We start from the raw sequence: 21,090 nt of genomic DNA on the forward strand, positions 1-21,090 counted from the left end.
CATGCACCTTCTCGACTCCGTCGACGCCGCCTCGAAGCGCAGCGACATCCCGGCCTTCCGCCCGGGTGACACCGTCAACGTCCACGTCCGCGTCATCGAGGGCAACCGCTCCCGTGTGCAGCAGTTCAAGGGCGTTGTCATCCGCCGCCAGGGCGCCGGCGTGCGCGAGACCTTCACGGTCCGCAAGGTCAGCTTCTCCGTCGGCGTCGAGCGCACCTTCCCGGTGCACACCCCGATCGTGGAGAAGATCGAGGTCGTGACCCGCGGTGACGTCCGTCGCGCCAAGCTGTACTTCCTCCGTGAGCTCCGCGGCAAGGCCGCGAAGATCAAGGAGAAGCGCGACAACTGAGCCGGGCCGCCCGGCGCGCGATTTTTTGCGCCGCGGCAACGCAAACCGACGCTCGCGTACGGCGTCCGGATCCGGCCGGATAGGCTCAGGGCCCGATGAACACCGACGCACAGCTCACGGAGCGCGATCCCTCTCCCACCCCCGACCAGGGGCCGGAGCAGGGGTCGCGCTTCGCGCGTTGTCGCGGCTGGGCGGCCACCCTGTACCGCCGGCCGGCCACCCTGCTCGCGCTCTGCCTGGCCTTCGTGCTGCTGCTCAGCGCGCTCGTCGCCCAGCCCTTTCTGATCCCGTCCTCCTCGATGGAGAGCACCCTCCAGATCGGGGACCGGGTGCTGGTCAACAAGCTGGCGTACCGATTCGGCGGCGCTCCCGCGCGGGGCGACGTGGTGGTGTTCGACGGCAGAGGATCGTTCGTTCACAGGGAGCAGGGGGAGAATCCCGTCACGGGACTGCTGCGCGGCGCCGGTGCGGCGCTGGGACTGGCCCCGTCTGCCGGGACCGACTACGTCAAGCGCGTGATCGGCATCGGCGGTGACCACGTGACCTGCTGCGACAAACGGGGACGGATCGAAGTGAACGGTAAGCCCGTGAGCGAGGCGTATCTCCACCCCGGGGACGCGCCGTCCTCGGTGGATTTCGACATCGTGGTGCCCCAGGGCCGGTTGTGGGTCATGGGTGACCACCGCGCCAGATCCAGCGACTCCCGCGACCACCTCGGCGACCCCGGCGGCGGCACGGTTCCGGTCGGCAAGGTCATCGGCCGCGCGGACCTGATCACCTGGCCGGTGGGCCGCTGGCGCACCCTCGGCGCACCGGGCGCCGCCGACCGGATACCCGCCGCGGCAGGCCCACGTGGGTAGCCGCGGACGCCCCCGTCACGGGAGCAAGGACGCCGGCCGGCGGGGGCGGGCGGCCGCCCGGCCGCAGCCGGAGGCCGACGGCGCGTACGGCGACTCCGGCGGGTACGACGCTCCCCAGGAGCCCGGCACCGTCCCCGGCCCACGGGCCGGACGCTCCGCGACCCGGGGCCCGTCGGGCCGCCCGGCGACCGGCGGGCGGGCCGAGCGCAGGCGCCTGGCCCGGCGCATCAAGCGCCGCCGGCAGCGCTCCTACCTCAAGGAGATCCCCATCCTCGTGGGCGTGGCACTGGCCATCGCCCTCGTCCTGAAGACCTTCCTCGTCCAGGCCTTCGTCATCCCGTCCGGCTCCATGGAGCAGACGATCCGGATCGGCGACCGGGTGCTGGTCGACAAGCTCACGCCGTGGTTCGGGTCGAAGCCCGAGCGCGGCGACGTCGTCGTCTTCAAGGACCCCGGAGGCTGGCTCAAGGGCGAGCAGACCAAGCCCACCGACGACGGGGGAGCCTTCAAGCCGGTCAAGGACGCCATGACCTTCATCGGCCTGCTGCCGTCGGCCAATGAACAGGACCTGATCAAGCGGGTCGTGGCGGTCGGCGGGGACACCGTCAAATGCTGCGACAAGCAGGGCAAGGTCACCGTCAACGGCACCCCGCTGACCGAACCGTACGTCCATCCGGGGAATCCGCCGTCCACACTGAAGTTCACGGTCACCGTCCCCACCGGCCGGATCTTCGTCATGGGCGACCACCGCTCGAACTCCGCGGATTCGCGCTTTCACCTGGACGAGCCGTACCGTGGCACGGTCTCCGAGGACAGTGTGGTGGGCCGGGCCGTGGTGATCGCCTGGCCGTTCGGGCACTGGCGGCGCCTCGAAGAGCCGGACACCTTCACGACGGTGCACGACGCGCCGGGCGCCAAGGCGTCCGCGGCGGGTGCGCCGCATAAGGTGTCCTCCGAGAGTTTGACCGTACTCCCGACCCCTGCGGAACTCCCGCTCGTTATGGGAGTGGTGGGCCTGCGCCGGTTGACGCGCGGGCGAGTCCGTGGAGTGAGGAGCAGATGTGGGGGACTTGGCGGTCGGCGCGCGGTCCGGAACCGAAGAGCCCGAAGAGCCGGCACGGCGCGGTGAGACCCCGCAGCCGGCGGCGAGTTCCGTGCATCAGGCACAGTCATCCGCGGGAGCGCGGGCCCAGGCGCCGCACGCAGCCGGGGCGGACGCGTCGGATACGTTGGACACGTCGGCGAGTGGCGAGGTGAGCGGCATGAAGAAGGCCAAGAAGCCGCGTGCCTTCTGGAAGGAGCTGCCGATTCTCATCGGCATCGCCCTCCTCCTCGCGCTGCTGATCAAAACCTTCCTGGTGCAGGCGTTCTCCATCCCGTCCGACTCGATGCAGGACACCCTGCAGCGCGGGGACCGGGTCCTGGTCGACAAGCTCACGCCGTGGTTCGGCTCCAAGCCGCAGCGCGGCGAGGTCGTCGTCTTCCACGACCCGGGCGGCTGGCTGAACGAGACGCCGACCCCCGAGCCCAACCCGGTCCAGAAGGTCCTCAGCTTCATCGGCCTGATGCCCTCGGCCGAGGAGAAGGACCTGATCAAGCGGGTCATCGCGGTCGGCGGCGACACCGTCGAGTGCCACGGCACCGGCCCGGTCAAGGTCAACGGCAAGGCGCTCAAGGAGGACAGCTACATCTTCCCCGGCGCCACCCCCTGCGGTGACCGCGCGTTCGGCCCGATCCGCGTCCCCAAGGGCCGGATCTGGGTGATGGGCGACCACCGCGACGACTCCCTCGACTCCCGCTACCACCAGACCCTCAAGGGGAACGGCACGGTCTCGGAGGACGAGGTCGTCGGCCGGGCGTTCACCATCGCCTGGCCCATCAACCGCTGGGCGACCCTGCCCGTACCGGACACCTTCAACCAGCCCGGGATCAACAAGGCAATGGGGGTCGCACCGGCCGCCCTGGGCCTGGCCGGCGCGGTGCCGATCGTGATCCGGCGTCGCCGGAGGCTGACCGGAGCGCGTAACCCCAGGTAAGGTGCCGTCCCGGATCTTCGACGCGGGCCCGGCCCGCGGGGTGGGAGCGCTGGGATGAGCAGCACGACGGAACACACGACGTCCGGCCGCGGCCGGACCCTGGGCAGCACGCTGTCCGGTCTGGCCGTGGCCCTCGGCTGTGTGGCGTTCCTGGGCGGCTTCGTATGGGCGGCGCTGTCGTACCGCCCCTATACGGTGCCCACCGATTCGATGTCGCCGACCATCGCCCCGGGGGCGCGGGTCCTGGCCCAGAAGGTGGAGGGCTCCGAGATACGGCGTGGTGACGTCGTCGTCTTCAAGGACTCCGTGTGGGGCGATGTCCCGATGGTCAAGCGGGTGGTCGGCGTCGGCGGCGACAAGGTCGCCTGCTGCACCAAGCAGGGCCGGCTGACCATCAACGGGAAGCCCGTCGAAGAACCGTATCTGCAGGGCAGTGGCCCCGCCTCGCCCATCGGCTTCAAGGCGAAGGTCCCCGCCGGACAGCTCTTCCTGCTCGGCGATCACCGCAGCGACTCCATGGACTCGCGGGTCCACCTCACCGACGGCGACCACGGCTCCGTCCCGCGCGGCGCCGTCCAGGCCCGGGTCGACGCCCGCGCCTGGCCGCTCGGCAGCGTCGGCGTGATGCAGCGCCCGGCCGCCTTCTCCGCGCTCCCCGGCGGCACCTCGCAGCCCGGCCCGATAGCGCCCATCACCTTCACCGTGGTCGCCGGCGCGGTCCTCATCCTGGCCGGCGCCGCCTACGGACCGATCGCCCGGCGCGGGGCGCGCGGACGTGCCTGAGGGGCCGGAGGCAGACGAGCCTGACGGCTGCCGCGGGGCCGGGGCGGACGGGGCGGGCGAGCGTCGTGGGGCGGAGACACATGGGTCGGCTGACCGTCGTGTGGCGGAACCGACTCCTGACGAGCCGGTGGAAGCCGCGGTGCGCCAGGTCTCCCGCGTTGTGCTGCTCGACCCCGACGACCGGATCCTGCTGCTCCACGGCTTCGAACCGGCCCGTCCCACCGAGACCTGGTGGTTCACCCCCGGGGGCGGCCTGGAGGGCACGGAGAGCCACGAGGAGGCCGCCCATCGTGAGCTGGCCGAGGAGACCGGCATCACCGGCGCCGTCCTCGGGCCGGTCCTGTGGAAGCGCCGCTGCTCCTTCCCGTTCGACGGGCGGCGCTGGGAGCAGGACGAGTGGTACTACCTGGGGCGCACGGAGCGGACTGCCACCGACACCGGTGGGCAGACTGACCTGGAACGACGCAGCGTCTCGGGGCTGAGGTGGTGGACTTCTCAGGAACTGTCGGCCTCGCATGAGACGGTGTACCCGACCAGACTCGCCGAGCTGCTGCGCACGCTGCTCGTCGACGGGCCCCCTAGTGCGCCGGTGCTCCTGGAGACCCAGAGGGTCTGACGCACAATAGGGGGACGCACGGCTGAAGGGGATCTGCCATGAGCGCCGAGGACCTCGAGAAGTACGAGACCGAGATGGAGCTGAAGCTCTACCGGGAGTACCGCGACGTCGTCGGGCTGTTCAAATACGTGATCGAGACCGAGCGACGTTTCTACCTCACCAATGACTACGAGATGCAGGTGCACTCGGTGCAGGGAGAGGTCTTCTTCGAGGTGTCGATGGCCGACGCCTGGGTCTGGGACATGTACCGCCCGGCGCGCTTCGTCAAGCAGGTGCGGGTGCTCACGTTCAAGGACGTGAACATCGAGGAGCTGAACAAGAGCGATCTGGAACTTCCGGCGAGCTGAGCCGGCGGACGGCGGGCCGCCGACCGGCGTCGAGCCGACCGGTGGGAGCGGGCGGCCTGCCGGTCGACGGCCCGCCGTCACCCGTGCGGGTGAGCAGGTTGTCCACAGGCGGCCGGTTGTCCACCAAGATCCAACAGCTTCGTGCGGGCGCGTCACAGTCGGTGCCGGAGGTGGTACCGCATGAACGCCATGCAGACCGGCCGCAGGGCCGCACAGGACAGCCAGCCCACCCGCCCGCCGCGGAAGCCGCGGCCGGCAAGAGGACGGGACGCACAGCGAGCCCGACCGTGCCCGCCCAAGGCGGCGGCGCGCAGGAGGGGCACCCCCTCGACCGCCGCTCAGCCACCGGACACCGGCCCCTCGGCAGCCGCCCCGACCGGCAACCGGCGCCGTGCCCTGGGCCGCTACGGCGAGGACCTGGCCGCCCGGCGGCTCACCGAGGCCGGCATGCGGATCCTGGACCGCAACTGGCGCTGCCGCGACGGAGAGATCGACATCGTCGCCGCCGACGGAGACGCCCTGGTGATCTGCGAGGTCAAGACCCGCCGCGCCGCCCGGTACGAACACCCCATGGCGGCCGTACGCCCCGAGAAGACCGCCCGGCTGCGACTGCTGGCGGAACGCTGGCTGGAACGGCACGGCGGCCCACCGCCCGGCGGCGTACGGATCGACGTCATCGGCATCCTGCTGCCGGCCCGCGGCGCCCCCGTCGTCCAGCACGCCCGGGGGGTGGCCTGATGGGATTCGCCCGCACCTGCTCCGTCGCCCTCGTGGGCGTCGAAGGAGTCGTCGTCGAGGTCCAGGCCGACCTGGAACCGGGCGTCGCCGCCTTCACCCTCGTCGGCCTGCCCGACAAGAGCCTCATCGAATCCAGGGAACGCGTCCGCGCCGCCGTCGTGAACTCCGGCGCCGAATGGCCGCAGAAGAAACTCACCGTCGGCCTCAGCCCGGCCTCCGTACCCAAGGGCGGCAGCGGCTTCGACCTCGCCGTGGCCTGCGCGGTCCTCGGCGCCGCCGAACGCCTCGATCCCCGCGAACTCACCGACCTGATGATGATCGGCGAACTGGGCCTGGACGGCCGCGTCCGCCCCGTACGCGGCGTCCTGCCCGCCGTCCTGGCGGCCGCCGACGCCGGATACCGCCAGGTCGTCGTCCCCGAACAGACCGCCGCCGAAGCCTCCCTCGTCCCCGGCATCTCGGTCCTCGGCGTCCGGAGCCTGCGCCAGCTCATCGGCGTCCTCGCCGACGAACCGGTACCCCACGAAGAACCTCTCGACGAAGGCCGCCCCGACCCGCTGCTCGCCGGGCTCGCCGTGTCCGGTACCTGCGCCGGAGCGGGCCTGCCGTCCGGCGACCACACCCCCGACCTCTCGGACGTCGCAGGCCAGCACGGCGCCCGCCGCGCCCTGGAAGCAGCCGCCGCCGGGCGCCACCACATCTTCTTCAAAGGCCCGCCCGGCGCCGGCAAGACCATGCTCGCCGAACGCCTCCCGGGGCTGCTGCCGCCGCTGTCCCCCAAGGAATCCCTGGAGGTCACGGCCGTCCACTCGGTGGCCGGCACCCTCCCGCCGGGCCAGCCGCTCGTCGACCGGCCGCCCTACTGCGCACCGCACCACTCCGCGACCATGGCCTCCCTCGTCGGCGGCGGCACCGGCCTGCCCCGCCCCGGAGCCGTCTCCCTCGCCCACCACGGCGTGCTGTTCATGGACGAGGCCGCGGAATGCAGCCCACGCGTCCTGGACGCCCTCCGCCAGCCCCTGGAATCCGGCCACATCACCGTCGCCCGCGCCGGCGGCATGATGCGCATGCCCGCCCGCATCCTCCTCGCCCTCGCCGCCAACCCCTGCCCCTGCGGACGCCACGGCACCGCCGGCGGCGGCTGCGAATGCCGGCCGTCCTCCATCCGGCGCTACCGCTCACGGCTCTCCGGCCCCCTGATGGACCGCGTCGACCTGCGGATCGCCGTGGAACCGGTCGCCCGCTCCGAACTCCTCGCACTGGGCCGCGGCGCCGAATCCACCGCCGTCGTGGCCGCACGCGTGCACACCGCCCGTGAACGCGCCGCAGCCCGCCTGGCCGACACCCCCTGGAACACCAACAGCGAGGTCCCCGGCCACGAGCTGCGCACCCGCTGGCAGGTCCACCCCGGAGCGCTGGCCCAGGCCGAACGCGACCTCGAATGCGGCCTGCTCACCGCCCGCGGACTCGACCGGGTCCTGCGCGTCGCCTGGACTGCCGCCGACCTCGCCGGCCGCGACCGCCCCACCGGCGAAGACGTCAACTGGGCCCTGGAACTGCGCACCGGCGTCCGCCGCGGCGCCCTGACCACGACCGGCGCCGACGGCAACGAGACCGCCGCCCGGCCCCGCGCCCACAGGGGCAAGCGATGAACGGAGTAGACGCATGGGGCTTTGCCACGGACCGGCCCGGCACCGCCCAGGACGCCCGGGCCCGCACCCCCGGACCGGCCGCGGAGCCGGGACACGCCCCGTCCACCACCGCACCGGACACCACCCGGCGCGCGCCCAGTCGGCCACGGTCCGCGCCCGGCGGCACGGACCACGAACCCCGGCGCACCGCACGGGCCGCCCTCACCCGCATCCTCGAACCCGGCGATGAGACCGCCGGCCGCTGGGTCCGCGAAATGGGCCCGGTGGCACTGTGGCGCATGCTGTCCGACCCGGACGCGCCGCCGCCCCCGGGCGCGAGCCCCGCCAAGACCGAGGGCCTGCGCCTGCGCGCCGCCCGGGCCCGCCCCGCCGCGGATCTCGACGCCGTCGCCGCGCTCGGCGGCCGGTTCATCTGCCCGGGCGACGACGAATGGCCCGGCCAGCTCGACGACCTCGGCGACGCCCGCCCCCTCGGACTGTGGGTACGCGGCACGGCCAACCTCAGACTCTGGGCACTGCGCTCGGTCGCCGTCGTCGGCGCCCGGGCCTGCACCGACTACGGCGCGCACCTCGCCACCACCCTCGGCGCGGACCTCGCCGACCGCGGCTGGACGGTCGTCTCCGGAGCCGCCTACGGCGTCGACGGCGCCGCCCACCGCGGCGCACTGGCCGCGACCGGGGCGACCATCGCCGTCCTGGCCTCCGGCGTCGACTACGCCTACCCGCGCGGCCACACCGAACTGCTGGGCCGGATCACCGAACAGGGCCTGGTGATCGCCGAGTTACCGCCCGGCGACCACCCCACCCGCAGCCGGTTCATCCAGCGCAACCGCGTCATCGCCGCACTCACCCGCGGCACCGTCGTCGTGGAGGCCGAGCTGCGCAGCGGCTCACTGGTCACCGCCCGGCGGGCGCTGACCCTCGGGCGCTTCACGATGGGCATACCGGGCCCGGTCACCAGCAGCCTGTCGGTCGGTGTGCACCAACTCCTGCGCGACGAGGCCGCGGTGGTCACCGGTGCCGACGAGGTCATCGAGCTCGTCGGCAGCATCGGCGACCTCGCCCCCGGCCGCCCGGGACCCACCCTCACCCGCGACCTCCTCGACCCCGTCGCCACCCGCGTACTGGAGGCGCTGCCCGCACGGGGCGGCGCGGACACCGGCCGCCTGGCCGAGGAAGCCGGCACGCCCCGCGAGGCGACCCAGGGCAAGCTCTTCGAGCTGTTGTCCCTCGGATTCGTGCAAAGGTGCGGCGACCGCTGGGAGTTGGCGCGACGCGCCGAGTGACCCACGGTTACCGGCGAGGCGGTGCTTGACCTGGGGCGAACGGGTGAAAGGGTGAGGGGAATGACCGCAGAATCCAGGTTTGCCACGCTTCGGTGCACGCGACCGACCCACGGAGAACCGGCGGCGCGGCGCAGGGGCGCACGGCGTCCCGCGCGCCGCGCCACCGCCTCCGTCCGCGCCGTCCTCCGCAGGGCCGCGACCGGCCCCTTGTCCGGATGTCGCCACGCCGTACGAGGCAACCCCCGGGTGCGGGCAGCGGAACGTATCTGCGCCCCCTGAACCTGCCGTCATCGCACACCGCAACGCTGCGGTCACGCTACGCTCACAGGCAAATTGAACCCAGATGCATCCATCCACCCGTGTCTCGGCAGAACGGCTCAAGGCGACGAATGCCCCAGCACACCTCCGGGTCTGACCGTGCGGCGGTACCCCCCGCCGCACGCGGCAGCGTGCGCCCCGCCCCGCCCACCTCGCTCGACGAGTTGTGGCGCTCCTACAAGGCGTCAGGGGACGGGCGGCTGCGGGAACAGCTGATCCTGCACTACTCGCCGCTGGTCAAATACGTCGCCGGCCGGGTCAGCGTCGGCCTGCCCCCCAACGTCGAACAGGCCGACTTCGTCTCCTCCGGAGTCTTCGGACTGATCGACGCCATCGAGAAATTCGAACCCGAACGCTCCATCAAATTCGAGACGTACGCCATCACCCGCATCCGCGGCGCGATGATCGACGAACTGCGCGCACTCGACTGGATCCCGCGCTCCGTCCGTCAGAAGGCCCGCGCCGTCGAGCGGGCCTACGCCACCCTCGAAGCACAACTGCGCCGCACCCCCTCCGAGGCGGAGGTCGCCGCGGAGATGGACATCGGACTGGAGGAACTCCACAGCGTCTTCAGTCAGCTGTCGCTGGCGAACGTGGTCGCCCTGGAGGAGCTGCTGCACGTCGGCGGCGAGGGGGGCGAACGGCTGAGCCTGATGGACACCCTCGAGGACACGGCCGCCGAGAACCCGGTGGAGATCGCCGAGGACCGCGAGCTGCGCCGGCTCCTCGCGCGGGCCATCAACACCCTCCCCGAGCGCGAGAAGACCGTGGTCACGCTCTACTACTACGAAGGCCTCACGCTCGCCGAGATCGGCAACGTCCTCGGCGTCACGGAAAGCCGGGTCAGCCAGATCCACACCAAATCCGTCCTCCAACTACGGGCGAAACTCGCCGACGTCGGACGCTGATCCCCCTCCCGCGCCGGGCCTTCCCACGCCATGTCGCCATACGGAGTGCCGCGGCCGGTGCGCCATCCGTAGAGTGGTGGCGTGCCAAGGATTCGAGCGGCCTCCGTGGCCGAGCACCGGACGATGCAGCGCGGCGCCCTTCTGGACGCCGCCCGCACCCTGCTGTCCGAAGGCGGAACGGAAGCGCTGACCTTCCCCGCCCTCGCCGAGCGCACGGGTCTCGCGCGCTCCTCCGTGTACGAGTACTTCCGCTCGCGCGCCGCCGTGGTCGAGGAGCTGTGCGCCGTCGACTTCCCGGTATGGGCAGCGGAGGTCGAAGCGGCGATGCAGCGGGCCGACACGCCCGAGGCGAAGATCGAGGCGTACGTGCGCCGGCAACTCGCCCTGGTCGGCGACCGCCGCCACCGCGCCGTCGTCGCCATCTCGGCCGGCGAGCTGGACGCCGGAGCCCGCGAGAAGATCCGCGCGGCGCACGGCGGCCTCATCGCCATGATCGTCGAAGCGCTCGCCGACCTCGGCCACGAGCAGCCCCGACTCGCGGCCATGCTCCTCCAGGGCGTCGTCGACTCCGCGGTCCGCCGCATCGAACTCGGCGCCGCGGAGGACCCGGGGGAGATCACGGAGGCGGCGGTGGCGATGGTCCTCCGCGGAGTCCGCGGCTGACCTGGGGGGCCTCCCCCCCCGGCCCCCCCACCCCTCCCTCCCCACCCCACCCCCACTCGTGTGTCCAGTGGCGGGCAGCACGTCGTACCGTCCCGCGTTGGCCCGCGTTGGCTTGTGGTGGCCCGCGGCAGCCCACCACGGTGGGTTTACCGGGCGGTATCCCATCGGTGGCGGCCTCGCGTCTCAGGCCCTGTTGCGGCGGCGGCCTCACAGGCCGGTGCCCCCACCCCTCCGGCCAGTGCCCCCACCCCTCCGGTCGGTGCCCCCGCCCCTTGGTCGCCGGGCCATTCTGGTGGCTCCCCGCTCAGTGGTCCGACGCCCGGTACCGAAGCCGCCCCCTGGGCATCCCGACCACCGGCATCAGCCCTGGCCTACTCGCCCCCGCCTGCACGGCGCGCCCCGCCACCCCCGCTACTGGTGCTATCCGCCCTCGCCCGCACGCTTTCCTTGCCCCTGCCGCCCCTGCCGCCCCTGCCGCCCCTGCCGCCCCTGCCGCCCCTGCCGCCCCTGCCGCCCCTGCCGCCCGTGCCGCCCCTGTTCGCGGACCGTGTTGACGGGAGTCGGACGAGTGCCCAGAGGGCTGCGGCCGCGAGGCCGAGGGTGCCCAGGAGGGCGGCTGGGGTCGGTGTTGAGGGTCGGGCGTGAGCCGCTGGTTCGGGTGGTTCCGGGGGCCGGGGACGATTGGCCGCTCCGTTGTCCAAGGGGACGGGGACTCCGAAGATCGGGAGCAGGCGTGATGGGCCGCCGAGGAGCATGCTGCGGGGGAGCAGTGACAGGGGGTTCAGGTAGGTCTTGCCCCGTCGCAGGCCCCAGTGGAGGCACGGGGCCCGGCAGTGGAACGGGCCGCGTTGGAGTACTGCGACCTTCTGACCTGCTGTGACGTGCTGCCCTTTGCGGACCGTGGGGTCCACCGGTTCGTAGCTGGTGCGTAAGGGAGGGCGGCCCGAGTGGGACAGTTCGATGGTCAGGACGCCGCGGCCGGCCACCGTCCCCGCGAACGCCACCAGGCCAGGAGCGGCGGCCCGCACCTCGGCGCCGGCGGATGAGCCCAGGTCAACGCCGCGGTGCCCGGCTGCCCAGGGAGACGGAGGAGGATCCCAGCCGCGCAGCACCGAGGGCCGTATCCCCGCCGGTCCCGCCACAGGCCAGGCCCGGTCCTCGGCAGGGGGCTCAGCGCGGTGGCCGGCGGACGCGTTGCCGTCGCTCCGCCCGGCCGCTGCCGCGGCCCCGTGCTCCGCCGCCGGACCTGCCACCGGGGTGGCGGCAGCGGTGGTGAAGCCCGGGCCCAGGACGGCGAGTACCGCAGCCGCGGCCGGGGCCAGCAGCACTTCCACGGCGCGGGCCGGGAAGAAACAGCTTGGGCCGTGAGCCGCCGGTTCCTCGGGTGGGACCGGAGGCCGAGGGTCCGGCAGCCGAGGGTCCGGCGCCCGGCCTCCCGGGGGCAGCGGGCCCGGCGCCCCGGCTCCCGGAGTTCCGAGACCCGGCGCCCCGGCCCCTGGAATCCCGAGGCCCGGAGCCCAGGCCCCCGCAGACCGGAAGCCCGGCATCCCGACCCCCGGCGCCCCGGCTCCCGGAGTCCCGAGGCCCGGAGCCCAGGTCCCAGCGGACCGAAAGCCCGGCGCCCCGGCCACCCGAGTCTCGAGGCCGGGCGTCCAGGCCCTCGGACCCCCGAGACCAGGCGCCCACGCCCCCGCAGACCGGAAGCCCGGCACCCACAGCCCTCCCGCCCGGCCCCCTCGAGCCCGGCCCCTCCGGGCCGGGGCCACCCTCGCCCGTACCTCCCGCCCGAAGCCGCCCAAGGCGGAGAGCCCGCCGACCGGCCCGCATCGGAGCGGTGGGTATCGAAGTGGTGGATTTCGTCGGGTGTGTCGTCGCATGGGTCGACGGTGGCGCAGGGCGGGGAGGCGTGGGGATCTTGGGCCGGGGCTGTGGACGAGCGGGCGGTTGTGGACAACCGTGTCACCCGGTCGGGGCTCGAAAAGGTGCGTGTCGCCCGGTGCGTCGCCCGTCCCGTACACTTCTGGTGGCGATCCGGGTCACCGGGTCGACTTCGCACGCCCCGCCGTCAGTGCACCAGTCCCGTTCGGGCAGCACGACGGCCGCGCTCCTCGGTCCTCGGACGGCTCCGCAAGGTGTCTTCCCGGCAGGCGCGTCGGGGCGTCAGGCACCGCGGCCGCCCGGCCGCAGTGAAACCGAGAACAACAAGGAGTACGGCCATGGCCGTCGTCACGATGCGGGAGCTGCTGGAGAGCGGCGTCCACTTCGGGCACCAGACCCGCCGCTGGAACCCGAAGATGAAGCGCTTCATCTTCACCGAGCGCAACGGCATCTACATCATCGACCTGCTCCAGTCGCTGTCGTACATCGACCGCGCCTACGAGTTCGTCAAGGAGACCGTCGCCCACGGCGGCTCGGTCATGTTCGTCGGCACGAAGAAGCAGGCCCAGGAGGCCATTGCCGAGCAGGCGACCCGCGTGGGCATGCCCTACGTGAACCAGCGCTGGCTCGGCGGCATGCTGACCAACTTCTCGACCGTCTACAAGCGCCTGCAGCGCCTGAAGGAGCTCGAGCAGATCGACTTCGAGGATGTGGCCGCCTCCGGCCTCACCAAGAAGGAGCTCCTGGTCCTCTCGCGTGAGAAGGCCAAGCTGGAGAAGACCCTCGGTGGTATCCGCGAGATGCAGAAGGTGCCCAGCGCCGTCTGGATCGTGGACACCAAGAAGGAGCACATCGCCGTCGGCGAGGCGCGCAAGCTCAACATCCCGGTCGTCGCGATCCTCGACACCAACTGCGACCCGGACGAGGTCGACTACAAGATCCCGGGCAACGACGACGCGATCCGCTCCGTCACCCTGCTCACCCGCGTGATCGCCGACGCCGTCGCCGAGGGCCTCATCGCCCGCTCCGGTGCCGCCACCGGCGACCAGAAGCCCGGCGAGAAGACCGCTGCCGCCGAGCCGCTGGCCGAGTGGGAGCGCGACCTGCTCGAGGGCGAGAAGAAGGCTGACGACGAGGCCCCCAAGGCCGAGGACAAGCCCGCCGAGGCCCCCGTCGCCGAGGCCCCCGTCGCCGAGGCCCCCGCCGAGGCCGAGGCTGAGAAGCCGGCCGACGCCGAGAAGCCGGCCGAGCAGGCCTGACCCGCAGTAACCGGCTGATGACGGCGGGGGAGGGCGCCACCGGCGCCGCCCCCGCCGTCCACCCGTAGATCTTTCGACTTCGAGATTTCGAGAAGAGATTCACAGACCATGGCGAACTACACCGCCGCTGACGTCAAGAAGCTCCGCGAGCTCACCGGCGCCGGCATGATGGACTGCAAGAAGGCCCTGGACGAGGCCGACGGCAACGTCGACAAGGCCGTGGAGATCGTGCGCGTCAAGGGCCAGAAGGGCGTCGCCAAGCGCGAGAGCCGTACGGCCGAGAACGGTGCCGTCGTCTCCGTGATCGCCGACGACGCGTCCGCGGGCGTGCTGCTCGAGCTGAAGTGCGAGACGGACTTCGTCGCCAAGGGTGACAAGTTCCAGGCCGTCGCCAACGCGCTCGTCGCGCACGTCGCCGCCACCAAGCCCGCCGACCTGGAGAGCCTGCTCGCCTCCGAGATCGAGGCCGGCAAGACCGTCCAGGCGTACGTCGACGAGGCCAACGCCAACCTCGGCGAGAAGATCGTCCTGGACCGCTTCGCGCAGTTCTCCGACGGCTACGTCGCGGCGTACATGCACCGCACCATGCCCGACCTCCCGCCGCAGGTCGGCGTCCTGGTCGAGCTGGACAAGGAGAACGCCGAGGTCGCGAAGGACATCGCGCAGCACATCGCCGCGTTCGCGCCGAAGTTCCTCTCCAAGGACGACATTCCGGCCGATGTGGTCGAGAACGAGCGTCGTGTCGCCGAGGCCACCGCGAAGGAGGAGGGCAAGCCCGAGGCCGCCCTCCCGAAGATCGTCGAGGGTCGCGTCAACGGCTTCTTCAAGGAGAACACGCTGCTGGCGCAGCCGTTCGCCAAGGACAACAAGAAGACCGTCCAGAAGGTTCTGGACGAGGCCGGTGTCACGCTGAAGCGCTTCACGCGCATCCGCGTCGGCGCCTGAGCCTGTCGCGAAGGCAGCGAATGACCTGCGACCCCGCTAGGGTCGTACGCAGTCGGCCGCTCAACGGCCGACCGCAGATGTGACGAGGAGGCCATTGCCGCAGAGGGATCTGGACCAGACCCACGGCAATGGCCTTCTTCGTATGTGCACGAGGAGAGCTCAATGATTCACGGTGCCGACGGCGCGCACTCCGACCATGCCGGTCACGGCGGCCGGCAACGCTTCCTGCTGAAGCTGTCCGGCGAGGCGTTCGCCGGCGGCGGCGGACTGGGCGTCGACCCCGACGTCGTGCACGCGATGGCCCGCGAGATCGCCGCCGTGGTGCGCGAGGGATACGAGATCGCCGTCGTGATCGGCGGCGGCAACTTCTTCCGCGGCGCGGAACTCCAGCAGCGCGGCATGGACCGGGCACGCTCTGACTACATGGGCATGCTCGGCACCGTCATGAACTGTCTGGCCCTCCAGGACTTCCTGGAGAAGGAAGGCATCGACTCCCGCGTCCAGACGGCCATCACCATGGGCCAGGTCGCCGAGCCGTACATCCCGCTGCGCGCGGTGCGCCACCTGGAGAAGGGCCGGGTCGTCATCTTCGGCGCCGGCATGGGCATGCCGTACTTCTCCACCGACACCACCGCCGCCCAGCGCGCCCTGGAGATCGACGCCGAGGCCATGCTGATGGGCAAGAACGGCGTGGACGGGGTCTACGACTCCGACCCCAAGAAGAACCCGGACGCGGTCAAGTTCGACGCGCTCGAATACGGCGAGGTCATCACCCGCGACCTGAAGATCGCCGACGCCACCGCCATCACCCTGTGCCGGGACAACAAGCTCCCGATCCTCGTGTTCGAACTGCTCGCCGAGGGCAACATCGCGCGTGCGGTGAAGGGTGAGAAGATCGGCACGCTCGTCAGCGATCAGGGCACCCGGGCCTGACGGCCCCAACTGCCGTGGTTCCGTACGGGCATCGGCCGGTACGGGCGGCAACTCCCGGCCCGGGGCAGACCCCGGTACGGGGATGGACAACGGCCTGCCGGTCGGACACCGTGCAGGAGAAGACGTGCGGCAGGGGCGAGGCTCTGCTTCTTACCGAAAAGACCAGGAGCAAGTGGTGATCGAAGAGATCCTCCTCGAGGCCGAGGAGAAGATGGAGAAGGCCGTCGTGGTCGCCAAGGAGGACTTCGCCGCGATTCGCACAGGGCGTGCGCACCCGGCGATGTTCAACAAGATCGTGGCCGACTACTACGGCGCCATGACGCCGATCAACCAGCTGGCGTCGTTCTCGGTGCCCGAGCCGCGGATGGCCGTGGTGACCCCGTTCGACAAGAGCGCGCTGCGCAACATCGAGCAGGCGATCCGCGACTCCGACCTCGGCGTCAACCCGAGCAACGACGGCAACATCATCCGGGTGACCTTCCCGGAGCTGACCGAGGAGCGCCGCAAGGAGTTCATCAAGGTCGCCAAGAACAAGGGCGAGGACGCGAAGATCTCGATCCGCAGCGTGCGCCGCAAGGCCAAGGAGACCCTCGACAAGCTCGTCAAGGACAAGGAGTCCGGCGAGGACGAGGTGCGCCGCGCCGAGAAGGAGCTCGACGACACCACCGCGAAGTACGTCGCGCAGGTGGACGAGCTCCTCAAGCACAAGGAATCCGAGCTCCTCGAGGTCTGATGAACGAGTCTTCCTGGGGGGCCCCGCCCGGCGCCGGTCAATGGGGACCACCCGACCACGCACCGGCCTCCTCGCTTCGCGGGGTGGCGCCCCCCGTCCCGGCGGGTCCCGTGTACGACTGGGGCGACGCGGCGCAGACTCGGCCCATGCCCGTTGTGCCCGGGCCAGGCGGACACCAGGACGACAACCGGGAACATCGGGATATCCGGGAAAACCGGGATCACCTGGACGACCGGGGGGCTGCTCGCCTGAGCGGCCCCCTGTTCCGCGACGAAAAGCCGCAGGAGCCCATGCCCACCTCTCGTTCCGGGTCCGACAGCGCGCCGGACCCAGAGAAGCCGAAGAAGAAGAGCGCGGGCCGCAACCTCCGTGCCGCGATAGGGGTCGGCGTCGGGCTCGGCGTGATCATCGTTGCGTCGCTCTTCGTCTACAAGCCCGTCTTCATCGGCGTGATAGCGATCGCCGTGGTCGTGGGCCTGTGGGAACTGACCTCGCGGCTGGCCGAGCGCAAGGACATCAAGGTGCCGCTGGTGCCGCTCGCGGTCGGCGGCACCGCCATGGTCGTCGCGGGGTACGTCCGCGGTGCCGAGGGCGCCTGGGTGGCGATGGCGCTCACCGCGCTCGCCGTCCTCGTCTGGCGGATGACCGAGGTGCCCGAGAACTACCTGCGGGACGTCACCGCCGGGGTCTTCGCCGCGTTCTACGTGCCGTTCCTCGCGACGTTCGTGGCGCTGATGCTCGCGGCCGAGGCGGACGGGCCGCAGCGGGTGCTGACCTTCCTGCTGCTGACGGTCGTCAGCGACACCGGCGCGTACGCGGTCGGCTGGCGCTTCGGCAAGACCAAGCTCGCCCCGCGCATCAGCCCCGGCAAGACCCGCGAGGGCCTCGTCGGCGCGGTGCTCTTCGCGATGGTGGCCGGCGCGCTGTGCATGGAGTTCCTGATCGCGCACGGCGCCTGGTGGCAGGGCCTGCTGCTCGGCCTCGCGGTCGCGGCCAGCGCCACCCTCGGCGACCTCGGCGAGTCCATGATCAAGCGGGACCTCGGCATCAAGGACATGGGCACCCTGCTGCCCGGTCACGGCGGCATCATGGACCGCCTCGACTCCCTGCTGCCGACCGCGCCGGTCGTCTGGCTGCTGTTCGTGGTGTTCGTGGGGTCCGGCTGACGCACGGGACGGTGTGGCGGGGGCGGGCCGGGTCTTCCGGTCCGCCCCCGCTTTGTCGTGTGCAGGGGCGGGGCGTGCGGGCAGGTGGGCGTCCGGTGATGCCGGGCGGGGCGCCGGGGTTTGGGTGTGCCGCCGCCCTCAGCCCTCCGGAGCCCTCCCCAGCCCTTCGGAAAAGTCATACCGGTCCCGGGGCGTCACGGCATAAAGTGGACATCACCCTCCGAAGCCGTTCGGCGGCTTCGGCGCACCCCGCGACCCGGACAAGGAGGTGGCGTGATCAAGAAGCGCTCTACCGCTGCAGGTGCTGCCTGACGGGGGACGGCGCCGACGTCAGTGAGGCTGGACCGACACCTACCGGCGGCACGTGGGGAGGCCCGCGTGACAGTGACCGGGACAAACCGACAAACCCGGTCGTGGTCCGGATTCAGGGATGTGAGCACGCCCTGATGAAGCTGGAGCCGGAAGTAATCGCCCGCACGGGAAGCGAGCGGTGAACCGCGTCCCTCACCAGCCGAGCCTGAGACCCCTTCATGGGGGAGAGCCAACGGAACCCTGCGCCTCCGAGTTGAAGATCCCTTCGACTCGCCGAGGAGCAGCACCATCAGCAGAACCACCGAGAACACCGGCTTCACCTGCGGCAACTGCGGCACGGCGGTCGCGCCCCTGGTCAACGGGAGCTACCGCAACCACTGCCCGCGGTGCCTGTACTCCCTGCACGTGGACGTCAGCCCCGGAGACCGGGCCGGCGACTGCCGGGCGCTGATGCGCCCGGAGGCCGTCGACCACCACTCCACCAAGGGCTACATGATCGTCCACCGCTGCACCGGCTGCGGCGTCCGCCGTCGCAACCGCATGGCCGACGACCCCGGCCAGGGCGACGACCTCGACCAGGTCCTCGCCGTGATGCGCACGGGGATCAGCCGCCACGAAGCGGGGCGGTCCGCCCGCCCCCGGAGGCTCGTCTGACGCCTCGCGGCCCCCGCCCCGGCGGGGGCCGCACCGGTCTGCCACATGGAGTACGCGGTCCGGACCCCCGGCCGGTGAACCCACGGTCATGTTGCCGCTACGACCAGCGACGATGGTGCAGTCCGAGGGTGACGGCCCCCACCCCGTACCCGCCGAGGCGGCCCCCGGCGATCTGCCACACTGGACGCACCATGCCTGCACCCGGAGAACTTACTTTTGTCGCGCCGCGCGGGGCCAAGAAGCCGCCGCGGCACCTTGCTGATCTCACCCCTGTGGAGCGCCGCGAAGCGGTGGCCGCGGTGGGGGAGAAGCCGTTTCGCGCGAAGCAGCTGTCGCAGCACTATTTCGCCCGCTATGCGCATGACCCGGCGCAGTGGACCGACATCCCGGCGGCGGCGCGGGAGAAGCTGGCGGGTGCGCTGCTGCCCGAGCTGATGACGGTCATGCGGCACATCTCGTGCGATGAGGACACCACGCGCAAGACGCTGTGGAAGCTGCACGACGGGACGCTCGTCGAGTCGGTGCTGATGCGGTATCCGGACCGGGTCACCATGTGCATCTCCTCGCAGGCCGGCTGCGGGATGAACTGCCCGTTCTGCGCGACGGGGCAGGCGGGTCTCGACCGCAATCTGTCGACCGCCGAGATCGTGCACCAGATCGTCGACGGGATGCGTGCGCTGCGCGACGGCGAGGTGCCGGGCGGGCCGGCGCGGCTGTCCAACATCGTCTTCATGGGGATGGGGGAGCCGCTCGCCAACTACAAGCGGGTGGTCGGCGCGATCCGGCGGCTGACCGACCCCGAGCCTGACGGGCTGGGGCTGTCGCAGCGGGGCATCACCGTCTCGACGGTCGGGCTGGTGCCGGCGATGCTGCGGTTCGCCGACGAGGGCTTCAAGTGCCGGCTGGCCGTGTCGCTGCACGCGCCCGACGACGAGCTGCGGGACACCCTGGTGCCCGTCAACACGCGCTGGAAGGTGCGTGAGGTGCTGGACGCGGCGTGGGAGTACGCGGAGAAGTCCGGGCGGCGGATCTCGATCGAGTACGCGCTGATCCGGGACATCAACGACCAGGCGTGGCGCGGTGACCTGCTGGGACGGCTGCTGAAGGGCAAGCGCGTCCATGTGAACCTCATTCCGCTGAACCCGACGCCGGGCTCGAAGTGGACCGCGTCGCGGCCCGAGGACGAGCGGGCGTTCGTGCAGGCCATCGAGGCGCACGGGGTGCCGGTGACCGTCCGCGACACCCGCGGGCAGGAGATCGACGGGGCCTGCGGGCAGCTGGCGGCCTCGGAGCGCTGACCGCCCCGCTGGTACCGTGTGATCGAACACATACACATTCCGACAGGGGAGCGCCACAGCGCTGAGAGTGCGGAAGCGCCGTAGTCCTACGGTGCCCGCAGACCCTTGAACCTCGCCCGGGTCATTCCGGGTAGGAAGCTCGGTCGTCACTCATGCTGTTGTGCCCTGCCCGCAGTCTCCTCGGTGCGTCCCCGTACGCCACGAGCCGTGGGGTGCGGGCAGGGCAGCGTCTCGTCCTGGCCAGCCAGGAGGACATCCAGTGAGCACCACCAGCAGAATCACCGCGGCGGCCGTCGCCGCCGCCCTGGGCGCGGCCGCGCTCGCCGGCTGCGGCGCCCCCGGCGGTGCGGACGCCAAGACCGTCACGCTGGTCAGCCATGACTCGTTCAGCGTGTCCAAGCCCGTGCTCGCCGCCTTCGAGAAGCAGAGCGGCTACAAGGTCCGCGTCCTCAAGGGCGGGGACGCCGGCAAGGCCGTCAACCAGGCGATCCTGTCCAAGGGCAACCCGCAGGGCGATGTCTTCTTCGGCATCGACAACACCCTGCTCTCGCGCGGCCTGGACGAGGGCCTCTTCAGCCCGTACGAGGCCAAGGGACTGGAGCACGTCCCGGCCGGGCTCCAGCTGGACAAGGCCCGGCACCGCGTCACCCCGCTCGACTACGGCGACATCTGCGTCAACTACGACCGCGGCTACTTCGCCCGGCACAAGATCGCGCCGCCGAAGACCTTCGACGACCTGATCAAGCCCCGGTACAAGGGGCTGCTCGTCACGGAGAACTCGGCGACCTCCTCGCCGGGGCTCGCCTTCCAGCTCGGCACCGTCGCCGCCTACGGCAAGGGCGGTTGGCAGGGCTACTGGAAGAAGCTCAAGGCCAACGGCGTCGAGGTCGTCGACAGTTGGGAGCAGGCCTACAACCAGCGCTTCTCGGGCTCCGCGGCGAGCAAGGGCAAGGGCGACAAGCCGCTGGTGGTCTCCTACGCCTCCAGCCCGCCGGCCGAGGTGCTCGGTAAGAAGCCGGCGCCCCGCCAGGCACCCACCGGGGTCGCGACCGGCACCTGCTTCCGGCAGATCGAGTTCGGCGGTCTGCTCAAGGGCGCGCCGAACGAGAAGGGCGGCAAGGCGCTGCTGGACTTCCTTCTGAGCAAGCGGTTCCAGGAGGACGAGCCGCTCCAGATGTTCGTCCACCCGGCCCGCACGGACGCCGCGGTGCCGGAGGTGTTCACCAAGTACGGCGCCACCATCGGCAAGCCGGCGACGCTCGCCCCGGAGACGATCACCCGCAACCGCGAACAGTGGATCAAGCAGTGGTCCTCGCTCGTTCTGAAGTAGCCCGCCGCCGCGGCCGCGGGCCCGTG

The 21,090-nt window shown here is 71.5% G+C and carries 20 protein-coding genes and 1 pseudogene; 20 read left to right on the plus strand and 1 reads right to left on the minus strand.

Annotated features, from left to right (window positions below; translation table 11 throughout):
- Position 1: 1 nt before the first annotated feature.
- From rplS to IEY78_RS19445, 12 genes and pseudogenes are all read left to right on the plus strand, one after another.
- Positions 2-349, plus strand: coding sequence for a 50S ribosomal protein L19 (gene rplS / locus IEY78_RS19390; protein WP_018087148.1), 348 nt, complete (start codon positions 2-4; stop codon positions 347-349).
- A 95-nt stretch (positions 350-444) separates the two neighbouring features.
- Complete coding sequence (gene lepB, locus IEY78_RS19395; RefSeq protein ID WP_189099966.1) at positions 445-1,209, plus strand: signal peptidase I; 765 nt, start codon at positions 445-447, stop codon at positions 1,207-1,209.
- Positions 1,202-2,338, plus strand: a complete 1,137-nt coding sequence (gene lepB, locus IEY78_RS19400) for a signal peptidase I (RefSeq protein ID WP_229700048.1) — start codon at positions 1,202-1,204, stop codon at positions 2,336-2,338. Before lepB (IEY78_RS19395) ends, lepB (IEY78_RS19400) begins: the two co-directional genes overlap by 8 nt.
- The gene (gene lepB, locus IEY78_RS19405; RefSeq protein WP_189100053.1) at positions 2,280-3,245 is read left to right on the plus strand and encodes a signal peptidase I; all 966 of its coding nucleotides are present in this window, start codon (positions 2,280-2,282) and stop codon (positions 3,243-3,245) included. Before lepB (IEY78_RS19400) ends, lepB (IEY78_RS19405) begins: the two co-directional genes overlap by 59 nt.
- A gap of 54 nt (positions 3,246-3,299) precedes the next feature.
- Complete coding sequence (gene lepB / locus IEY78_RS19410) at positions 3,300-4,028, plus strand: signal peptidase I (RefSeq protein WP_189099968.1); 729 nt, start codon at positions 3,300-3,302, stop codon at positions 4,026-4,028.
- A gap of 100 nt (positions 4,029-4,128) precedes the next feature.
- Positions 4,129-4,644, plus strand: coding sequence for an NUDIX hydrolase (locus IEY78_RS19415; protein WP_229700049.1), 516 nt, complete (start codon positions 4,129-4,131; stop codon positions 4,642-4,644).
- A 38-nt stretch (positions 4,645-4,682) separates the two neighbouring features.
- Positions 4,683-4,991, plus strand: coding sequence for a DUF2469 domain-containing protein (locus IEY78_RS19420; RefSeq protein WP_189099970.1), 309 nt, complete (start codon positions 4,683-4,685; stop codon positions 4,989-4,991).
- A gap of 381 nt (positions 4,992-5,372) precedes the next feature.
- Positions 5,373-5,729, plus strand: a pseudogene (locus IEY78_RS35015) (YraN family protein); the annotation flags it as partial.
- Positions 5,729-7,381 carry a YifB family Mg chelatase-like AAA ATPase gene (locus IEY78_RS19430; RefSeq protein WP_189099972.1) on the plus strand — a complete coding sequence of 551 codons (1,653 nt, stop codon included), beginning with the start codon at positions 5,729-5,731 and terminating at the stop codon, positions 7,379-7,381. The pseudogene IEY78_RS35015 and the gene IEY78_RS19430, both read left to right, overlap by 1 nt.
- Positions 7,378-8,667 carry a DNA-processing protein DprA gene (gene dprA, locus IEY78_RS19435; protein WP_189099974.1) on the plus strand — a complete coding sequence of 430 codons (1,290 nt, stop codon included), beginning with the start codon at positions 7,378-7,380 and terminating at the stop codon, positions 8,665-8,667. The genes IEY78_RS19430 and dprA overlap by 4 nt, the downstream gene beginning before the upstream one ends.
- 389 nt (positions 8,668-9,056) lie before the next feature.
- Entirely contained in the window at positions 9,057-9,893 is an 837-nt protein-coding gene (gene whiG / locus IEY78_RS19440) for an RNA polymerase sigma factor WhiG (RefSeq protein ID WP_189099976.1), read from the plus strand.
- A gap of 123 nt (positions 9,894-10,016) precedes the next feature.
- On the plus strand, positions 10,017-10,556 hold the full coding sequence (locus tag IEY78_RS19445) for a TetR/AcrR family transcriptional regulator (RefSeq protein ID WP_189100061.1): 540 nt from the start codon (positions 10,017-10,019) through the stop codon (positions 10,554-10,556).
- Between the two features lie 371 nt (positions 10,557-10,927).
- Here the strand turns inward: IEY78_RS19445 and IEY78_RS35170 are convergent, their stop codons facing one another.
- Positions 10,928-12,433, minus strand: coding sequence for a murein hydrolase activator EnvC family protein (locus tag IEY78_RS35170; protein WP_373294195.1), 1,506 nt, complete (start codon positions 12,431-12,433; stop codon positions 10,928-10,930).
- 339 nt (positions 12,434-12,772) lie between these two features.
- Here IEY78_RS35170 and rpsB point away from each other — a divergent pair, with 339 nt between their 5' ends.
- The 8 genes from rpsB (at position 12,773) to IEY78_RS19490 (ending at position 21,064) form a co-directional block, all read left to right on the plus strand.
- Entirely contained in the window at positions 12,773-13,693 is a 921-nt protein-coding gene (gene rpsB, locus IEY78_RS19455; protein ID WP_189099978.1) for a 30S ribosomal protein S2, read from the plus strand.
- A gap of 108 nt (positions 13,694-13,801) precedes the next feature.
- Positions 13,802-14,638 (plus strand): translation elongation factor Ts, encoded by an 837-nt coding sequence (gene tsf, locus IEY78_RS19460; RefSeq protein ID WP_189099980.1) that lies wholly within the window; start codon positions 13,802-13,804, stop codon positions 14,636-14,638.
- A gap of 162 nt (positions 14,639-14,800) precedes the next feature.
- Positions 14,801-15,571: a UMP kinase gene (gene pyrH / locus IEY78_RS19465; RefSeq protein ID WP_189099982.1), complete on the plus strand. Its 771-nt coding sequence runs from the start codon at positions 14,801-14,803 to the stop codon at positions 15,569-15,571.
- A 175-nt stretch (positions 15,572-15,746) separates the two neighbouring features.
- Positions 15,747-16,304 (plus strand): ribosome recycling factor, encoded by a 558-nt coding sequence (gene frr / locus IEY78_RS19470; protein WP_006602824.1) that lies wholly within the window; start codon positions 15,747-15,749, stop codon positions 16,302-16,304.
- Positions 16,304-17,470, plus strand: a complete 1,167-nt coding sequence (locus IEY78_RS19475) for a phosphatidate cytidylyltransferase (protein ID WP_189099984.1) — start codon at positions 16,304-16,306, stop codon at positions 17,468-17,470. The genes frr and IEY78_RS19475 overlap by 1 nt, the downstream gene beginning before the upstream one ends.
- Positions 17,471-18,070: 600 nt before the next feature.
- Positions 18,071-18,436 (plus strand): RNHCP domain-containing protein, encoded by a 366-nt coding sequence (locus IEY78_RS19480; RefSeq protein ID WP_189100063.1) that lies wholly within the window; start codon positions 18,071-18,073, stop codon positions 18,434-18,436.
- A 191-nt stretch (positions 18,437-18,627) separates the two neighbouring features.
- Positions 18,628-19,734: a dual-specificity RNA methyltransferase RlmN gene (gene rlmN / locus IEY78_RS19485; protein ID WP_189099986.1), complete on the plus strand. Its 1,107-nt coding sequence runs from the start codon at positions 18,628-18,630 to the stop codon at positions 19,732-19,734.
- Positions 19,735-19,993: 259 nt separating this feature from the next.
- Positions 19,994-21,064, plus strand: a complete 1,071-nt coding sequence (locus IEY78_RS19490; protein ID WP_189099988.1) for a thiamine ABC transporter substrate-binding protein — start codon at positions 19,994-19,996, stop codon at positions 21,062-21,064.
- Positions 21,065-21,090: the final 26 nt, after the last annotated feature.

The organism is Streptomyces kronopolitis (assembly GCF_014646275.1).
Classification (GTDB): Bacteria; Actinomycetota; Actinomycetes; order Streptomycetales; family Streptomycetaceae; genus Streptomyces; species Streptomyces kronopolitis.